Here is a 5,966-nt window from a genome sequence, read left to right as displayed (position 1 = left end):
TGCTGAAATTCAAGCGTGGGTCCCGGTTAGCATATGGGTCGTTAGGGTTATAGTTTGATGTTGGGTCGGTTATAACTTTTCCATTGCTCATTGGGAAAGCATCAACTAATCCCTGTAAAGGAAACGCACCGTTTTTACCGGTACGTGTTGGTGGCTGCCATAAGTTCTCCAGATCCACATTGTCGGTTGGGCGCATGAGCTGAAAAATATATTCAATATTTACGCGCTTGGTAAACAACTTTTGAAAACCAAAGCCAGGGGCAGTGGCATTGTCCACATTTAAGCTGTACATCCCCGTTGAAATAACCGCCGCCGCCGCCTGTTCTGCCAATTGCCAGCGTTTAGGGTCGTTGTCGGGATAGCCTGCCAATCCAACCGTTTTACCTTCGCCTATTGATTGCCCATTAAACAGCGGACTTGCGGCGTAAAGCAACACCCTTGATTTTAAAGCGAGACAAGCCCCTTTTGATGCCCGGCCATAATTTACTCCCGATTGTACAGTCGGCAGATCTTGTCCGGCCGCGTCGCATTCCGCAAGGATATAGTTTACGCAATCAGCATAAGTATTACGGGCTGCGGGGATCTTATCCGTGTAGGTGTAAATACTATCACCAAGCAAATGCACACCGCCATAATGTTTTACCAGTATGGAATAGTACCAGGCGCGTAAAAAACGCGCCTCGGCTTTCATTTGTGTTTTGACAAAGGTGTTGATAGGTGCTTTGGGTAAGTTTTTGAGCATCTGGTTTACCGACCGGATATTAGTATAACACGTTTTATAAGCATCGTCGGTAACCACAGCGGCGTTGATAGTACCAGTTTCGAAGGCCAAAGCAGTTGAACCGGCCGAAGCCGATACTTCGGCTTCATCGGATGCAGCATCGATCCCCCCGTTAGGTGTGGGTGAAAGTATTGGCCCGTAAGTAAACCTGCCTGCCGCAGCGCTAAAACCTACATTACTATAAATGCCGGCTAAAAACGATACGGTATTGGCACTATCAGTGAACACGGTGCCCTCGGTTAGGTCTGATGTTTGTGTTTGTCCCAGGAAGCCATCCTTTTTACACGAAGTAAAAAACAGGAAGCCCCCTAAAACCGAATAAGCAAGAACTTTGAAGTAAAGTTTTTTCATACTATAGGGTTAGTTAACATCACGCCTCGACAAAAAGAAAACATAAAATCGTTTTAGCAATTCTATATTTTAAACTGTGGGAGCTAAAGTTTAAAAACTATTTGTTAATTGGTTTATAATTCAGATGTTGAAATCTGATACTAATATACTTTATAAAAACGATTTAGCAAATTTTTTATACTATTTTTTTATATTTTTCAAAATCGCAATTTCTTAGCTTAAATTTTAACAATTACAACATTTACAATCGGTTGAAAATGTTGTAATTGTTATTATAAATGTACTCTCTATTTTACTCCGGCAAAAAAACGACTAAAAAACAATGCCTGGTAGTTGATGGAATTGCCCCAAAATTCCCAGGTATGTGCTCCTGGCCTTACGGTGTAATCATGCGGCACTTTACGTTCGAGCAGTTTTTCATGTAGTTCCTGGTTTGCCTGGTAAAGAAAATCATCATAACCTACATCAAATGTAATGGCAAGCGAGTTTGGCTTTAGCAGGTATATGAGGTTCACCACACTGTTTTGCTCCCATCTGTCCGGGTGTTCACTGTATTTACCCAGTACGCGTTCTATGCCAAAACTATCCGGAAAAGGCCTGATATCAACCGCGCCGCTCATGCTGCCGGCCGCGCCAAATTTATCTAAATGCTTAAAAGCCAAAAACAAAGCACCGTGGCCACCCATACTTAACCCGGTTATAGCCCTCCCCTTTCGGTCGGTTATGGTTGAATAATGTTTATCAACCCAATTCACCAGTTCTGTGCCTACATAGGTTTCATATTGCGAATCCTTGATGATTGGGCTGTCAAAATACCAGCCTGCAAAATCACCATCGGCACAAACTATAATAAAATGATAAGTATCTGCCAGGCCGGCAACGGCAGGGACTTTTTTTATCCAATCGCTGTAATTACCGCTGAAGCCGTGCAACAGGTAAAGTACCGGGAACTTTTTGTTATTTGAATAATCGGCAGGCTTTATTACCACCGCCTTAATACCCTTGTTCATTGCGGCACTGTGAGTTAGCACCGTATCAACCGTTGCGGCTGTAGCTTTGAAACTGCAGGCAGCGAGGCCAATAAATAACGGAATAAAGAATAACTTTTTAATATCCATTTGTATATAGTGTTTTTATTTTGAGGCGATTATGGTAATACGATGATTTTGAGGTTTGTTTATAGCATAGATCTGATCGGTAAGTACGTCCATTTCTTTTTGCCATGCGTCACGCAGGCTTTTGTAGCGGGCGCGCGTATAATTGTCTTTATTTCCGTTAACAAAAATGTCCTTTTTGGCATACTTGCTAATGGTATCCATAGCAGCATTGGTATCGTGAAACAAAAGACCCTTACCTTTTAAAAAGTCAAACTGCATCCAAACATACATGCGGATCCGCCGCTCGATGTCCCAGCGCTCCTCGTTGAGTTCCCTGATCTGGATAGCCTGCTGATATTGCGGTGTGATAGTGATCTCGGCCAGGTTGATACCAGTACTCAGTTCCCCGGCCGACCAATTACCCATTTTTTCGCCATCGATAAGCAAATCATAATTGGCGGTTTTTAAACCTTTAACGGCAAGCAGCTCCTGGTTCATTTCTTTAGTAAAAGGGATGATCTTAAGCGCGTCTGCCTGTTTTTTCCTGTTTCCCCAGCTGCGCGGAATGGTATCGATAGGATAAGGCAATGAACTGGCCAGGTAATTGAACGACACCGAATCGGCAGAAGATACCACGTTGGTTATCTTACAATTAACAGCTTTAACAGCCTTTTTACTTTTGGTGTCTACAGCTACATCAGCCACCACCTTGTTGCTGAAACCCTGGGCCTTTAAGAAAAGATAGGCCATTACCAGGTGTCCGTCATTATCAGGGTGTACCCTGTCATTAGGTGTTAAGCTGAACGTTGAATCTTTGGCTTGCTCACGCAGGTTGATCTCTGTCATAGGGTGAAAAAAATCAACGTATCCCCAATTATTCCTTTTGGCCGCATCGCGCTGAAAATCTATCACTTTTGAAAAAGCAGCGCTTTTTTTAGGGTAGATATTCTTGGTAGTGAACTTACTGGTTTCATCATAAGGTGAACCAAGGATAAAGATCTTGCTGATGTCCGGGCGTTGTTTCAGTTTATTTTCCAGCAGCGCGTAATTGTCATAAGAACCCTGGATCCTTTTATCCATAAATTCCTGTGCATCGGCACGGTACCACTCAAAATACCCCGTGTCATTCATGCCCCAGGTAAGGGTTAAAACATTTGGCTTTTTGCTGAACACATCATCTTCAAAACGATCATTGATCTGCCCTACTACATCGCCTCCTATGCCTGCATTATAGCAGGTAATCCGCATATTGGGGAAACGGGTCATGTAATACAGCCAGATGTACGAGTGGTAATGGCCTCCGTCGGTAATGCTGTTACCAACAAAAGCTACCCTGTCGCCGGCGTGAAAAGGCGCAATGCTTTGGGCAACTACTGCCCCCCGCACTGCTATTAATACTAATAATAAAATCAACTTTTTCATTAACTGTTAATTATAATGTGTTCAGCAAAAAATAAATTCAAACTATAGGCCAACCAAACTGTAGGGGATCCTTACTGCCTTTACCTGATAAAAGTTTGGATCCTGGTTATTATTTACGCAGGTGGTTGTGCTGCAGCTACCGCCATCGCCGTTATAATTAAGGCAATAAGTAACAAGTAGCTCGTTGTGTCCGTTAATAAACTCCGGATGAATGGCCGGGGTATAATATTTAGCCAAATGTCCCTGGTAAACATCATTGATGGTGAAAACCATTTTAGGTGTAGTAAAGGGGCCTTTTGGGCTATCGGCTGTTGATATATAAATGTTATGGCTTGCAGGGTCACAAAAATAGCCAAGATCCATCTGCATCATCACATATTTGTTATTCACTTTTGATATGATCACGTTTTGCTGGGTAGTATTGCCCGCACCCACATTTATAGCGGCAGCTGAGGCAGTTGTACGCGTTGACGACCATGATGAACCTGCCCAAAACGACCAATTAGCCGGATTACTTACAGGAAAACGGGCGAGGAATACGTTAGAGGTATTGAAGTAAACACTTTTGCTTCCGTAAACATATACAGAATCATTGCTTACGTTTTTAACCATGCCGTTTGAAAAACCTGTTTCTGTTTGTCCTGACATGCCTGCCGGTGTGATCCGGGCTGCTGTACCCCAATTGAGACCGGTTGTATTTTGAGTTAGATCATAAAGCACCTGGTTTTCGGGCGTAGCACCGTTAGCCGATTCAAAAGTGTAGAGATAAACATGATTGCCGGCCTCGATACCCGCTCCCGGCCAGCGGTAGGTTGAGTTGTGATCGCCAGGACTCTCTATGATCTCCATATTATTAACAGGCGAATTATTGGTAGTAATATTAGGCGTAAATGATTGATCCCAACTGTGGCTTGCCGGTTGCAGTAAAGCCGAATTATGATATTTAAAAAACTGGCAATACAACTGCCCGTTACTTTGAAGCTGTGACGATTCATAGGCATCCTCAGTAATCCAAAGCACTTTTCCGCTATTGGCGCCATAGGTAAGCGGGATACTCTTCCCTTCGTCAAAGGCAACAGTACCATTAGTACGATGAAAAAAGTTCACGACGTCGTCATCCCGATAAGCCTCCGCAGTGAGTCCGTTAAGCAGCCAGGTTTGCGCTGTATTACCGGCAACAAAGGCCTCCTGCGTTATAGGAGTGCCGTTAGTGGTAGATGAAGCGTGATTGGTAACTGCCAGGCCATTACCTACATTAATAATTTTGTATACGCCGGTGCTTACAGATTGAATATACCATTGCTGGGCGTTATTGGTATTAGCTTTATCCTGCCATAGGACCGTACCCGGATTAGTTGTTGCCAGGGGCACCTCCAGGTATTTGCCGCTGACTACATTCATGATTTTAAACTTTGTAGTACTGGTAATTGCACCGCTACCCTGCTGTACGATGATCCATTTTTGATTGGGAGATGTTGCAGTACCGCTTCCTGAATATTGATTTTGCTGCGCACCGGCACCATCATTAAGCATGCTACCACTGCCGATCTCAATAGCCTTGCCGCTTAAAACATTGGTAATAAAAAAGGTACCATAGGAGCTTACCGGCGATCCGCTGGCCAATTGAATAGAATCTGTACGTACAAAGGGTTTGGGGTACTTAACGGCAGCTTGTTTGCTGCATGATGACAGTAAGGCCATAGCCGCAAAAGCACAGGTAAAAAGGTTGGTCTTCATAATTTGGTTTATAATTTGGTTTGATGTTTGGTCAGCGTAATGAAATCACACAATTATAAAATCGATTTAGCAATTTATTATAAAAAATCACCCCCACCTTCTATTCACCCTAAATTTATCAGATTCCCCAGTTTTTATTTGGCGTTGCTCCCATGCTCAGCTCAAGTGTACCTCCTGCAGTGATATCTTTATAGTCGATATAGCATTTGTTATAGGTTTTACCATTAAGCTTCGCTCCTTGTATATAAATGTTTTTCGCCGAATTGTTATTGGCGATGATAGTAAATGTTTTACCCTTTGCATAATTAGGATCAAGCTTCAATGTAACCTTGTTGAATACCGGGCTGGTGATCTCCTGCCTCGTATCGCCGGGGCAAACAGGATGTAAACCACTTGCTGCTAATACATACCATGCCGACATTTGCCCTACATCTTCATTACCCACTAATCCTTCTACAGAGTTTTTATATGCCCTGCGGCAGATCTCGCGGGTCCACTTTTGGGTTAGCTATGGTGCACCAAGCCTATTGTACAAGAACGGAACATGATGTACCGGCTCGTTGGAATGATTGTAATAA

Annotated in this window: 4 protein-coding genes and 1 pseudogene; all 5 read right to left on the bottom strand. The window is 43.3% G+C overall.

Going from position 1 to position 5,966, the window contains the following annotated elements:
• Nucleotides 1-1,132, bottom strand: a 1,132-nt coding sequence (locus VF500_RS17715) for a RagB/SusD family nutrient uptake outer membrane protein (protein ID WP_330860954.1), incomplete at its 3' end; no start/stop codon positions are given.
• A 287-nt stretch (nt 1,133-1,419) separates the two neighbouring features.
• On the bottom strand, nt 1,420-2,250 hold the full coding sequence (locus VF500_RS17710; protein WP_330860953.1) for an alpha/beta hydrolase family protein: 831 nt from the start codon (nt 2,248-2,250) through the stop codon (nt 1,420-1,422).
• A 15-nt stretch (nt 2,251-2,265) separates the two neighbouring features.
• Complete coding sequence (locus VF500_RS17705; RefSeq protein ID WP_330860952.1) at nt 2,266-3,651, bottom strand: SGNH/GDSL hydrolase family protein; 1,386 nt, start codon at nt 3,649-3,651, stop codon at nt 2,266-2,268.
• 42 nt (nt 3,652-3,693) lie between these two features.
• Entirely contained in the window at nt 3,694-5,388 is a 1,695-nt protein-coding gene (locus tag VF500_RS17700; RefSeq protein WP_330860951.1) for an RICIN domain-containing protein, read from the bottom strand.
• A 118-nt stretch (nt 5,389-5,506) separates the two neighbouring features.
• A pseudogene (locus VF500_RS17695) lies at nt 5,507-5,881 on the bottom strand (glycoside hydrolase domain-containing protein); the annotation flags it as partial.
• Nucleotides 5,882-5,966: the final 85 nt, after the last annotated feature.

It is taken from the genome of Mucilaginibacter sp. (genome assembly GCF_036383575.1).
Classification (GTDB): domain Bacteria; phylum Bacteroidota; class Bacteroidia; order Sphingobacteriales; family Sphingobacteriaceae; genus Mucilaginibacter.
Note: the sequence above shows the minus strand (reverse complement) of the source record. Positions and strands in the feature narration are given on the sequence as shown.

Bases quoted from the DNA above. Each gene is read 5' to 3' on its own strand.
- VF500_RS17710 (WP_330860953.1), bottom strand. From the start codon at position 2,250: ATGGATATTAAAAAGTTATTCTTTATTCCGTTATTTATTGGCCTCGCT.
- VF500_RS17705 (WP_330860952.1), bottom strand. From the start codon at position 3,651: ATGAAAAAGTTGATTTTATTATTAGTATTAATAGCAGTGCGGGGGGCA.
- VF500_RS17700 (WP_330860951.1), bottom strand. From the start codon at position 5,388: ATGAAGACCAACCTTTTTACCTGTGCTTTTGCGGCTATGGCCTTACTG.